Source organism: Limosilactobacillus mucosae, assembly GCF_046939755.1.
Taxonomy (GTDB): Bacteria; Bacillota; Bacilli; order Lactobacillales; family Lactobacillaceae; genus Limosilactobacillus; species Limosilactobacillus mucosae_A.
The window spans coordinates 1-1,033 of record NZ_JBKZAY010000071.1; the positions used below are offsets into that span (position 1 = coordinate 1).

General features: G+C 53.2%; 1 protein-coding gene. It reads right to left on the minus strand.

Annotated elements, in window-relative coordinates; genetic code table 11:
* Positions 1 to 1,033: hypothetical protein (locus ACLUWI_RS10110; RefSeq protein ID WP_412147218.1), on the minus strand; the 1,033-nt coding region annotated here is incomplete at both ends.

Sequence of the window (1,033 nt, forward strand, 5' to 3'; positions counted from 1 at the left end):
CGTAAGTGCGAGTGAATCGGCATCGACTAGTGCATCCTTGAGTGCGAGTGAATCAGCCTCGACTAGTGCATCACTGAGTGCGAGCGAATCCGCATTAACGAGTGCATCAGTAAGCGCCAGCGAATCCGCCTCAACGAGCGCATCCTTGAGTGCTAGTGAATCAGCCTCAACGAGTGCCTCCCTGAGTGCCAGTGAATCTGCCTCGACTAGTGCATCAGTAAGTGCGAGTGAATCAGCCTCAACTAGTGCATCAGTAAGTGCGAGTGAATCAGCCTCAACTAGTGCATCAGTAAGTGCGAGCGAATCCGCCTCGACTAGTGCTTCGGTAAGTGCAAGTGAGTCTGCCTCGACTAGTGCCTCCCTGAGTGCGAGCGAATCAGCTTCAACGAGTGCATCCTTGAGTGCGAGCGAGTCAGCCTCAACCAGTACATCCCTGAGTGCGAGCGAATCCGCATCAACAAGTGCATCACTGAGTGCCAGTGAATCTGCATCAAGCAGCGCATCCTTGAGTGCGAGTGAATCGGCCTCGACTAGTGCATCAGTAAGTGCGAGCGAGTCAGCTTCAACGAGTGCATCAGTAAGTGCAAGCGAGTCAGCCTCAACGAGTGCATCCCTAAGTGCGAGTGAATCCGCATCGACGAGTGCTTCGGTAAGTGCAAGTGAGTCAGCCTCAACGAGTGCATCCTTGAGTGCGAGTGAGTCAGCATCAACTAGTGCATCCTTGAGTGCGAGCGAATCAGCCTCAACAAGTGCCTCCCTGAGTGCAAGTGAATCTGCTTCAACTAGTGCATCAGTAAGTGCGAGTGAATCAGCATCAACAAGTGCATCCTTGAGTGCGAGTGAATCAGCCTCAACTAGTGCATCAGTAAGTGCGAGCGAGTCTGCCTCAACGAGCGCATCACTGAGTGCAAGTGAATCTGCTTCAACGAGTGCATCAGTAAGTGCGAGCGAATCAGCCTCAACGAGTGCCTCCCTGAGTGCGAGCGAGTCAGCTTCAACCAGTGCATCCTTGAGCGCAAGTGAGTCTGCCTCA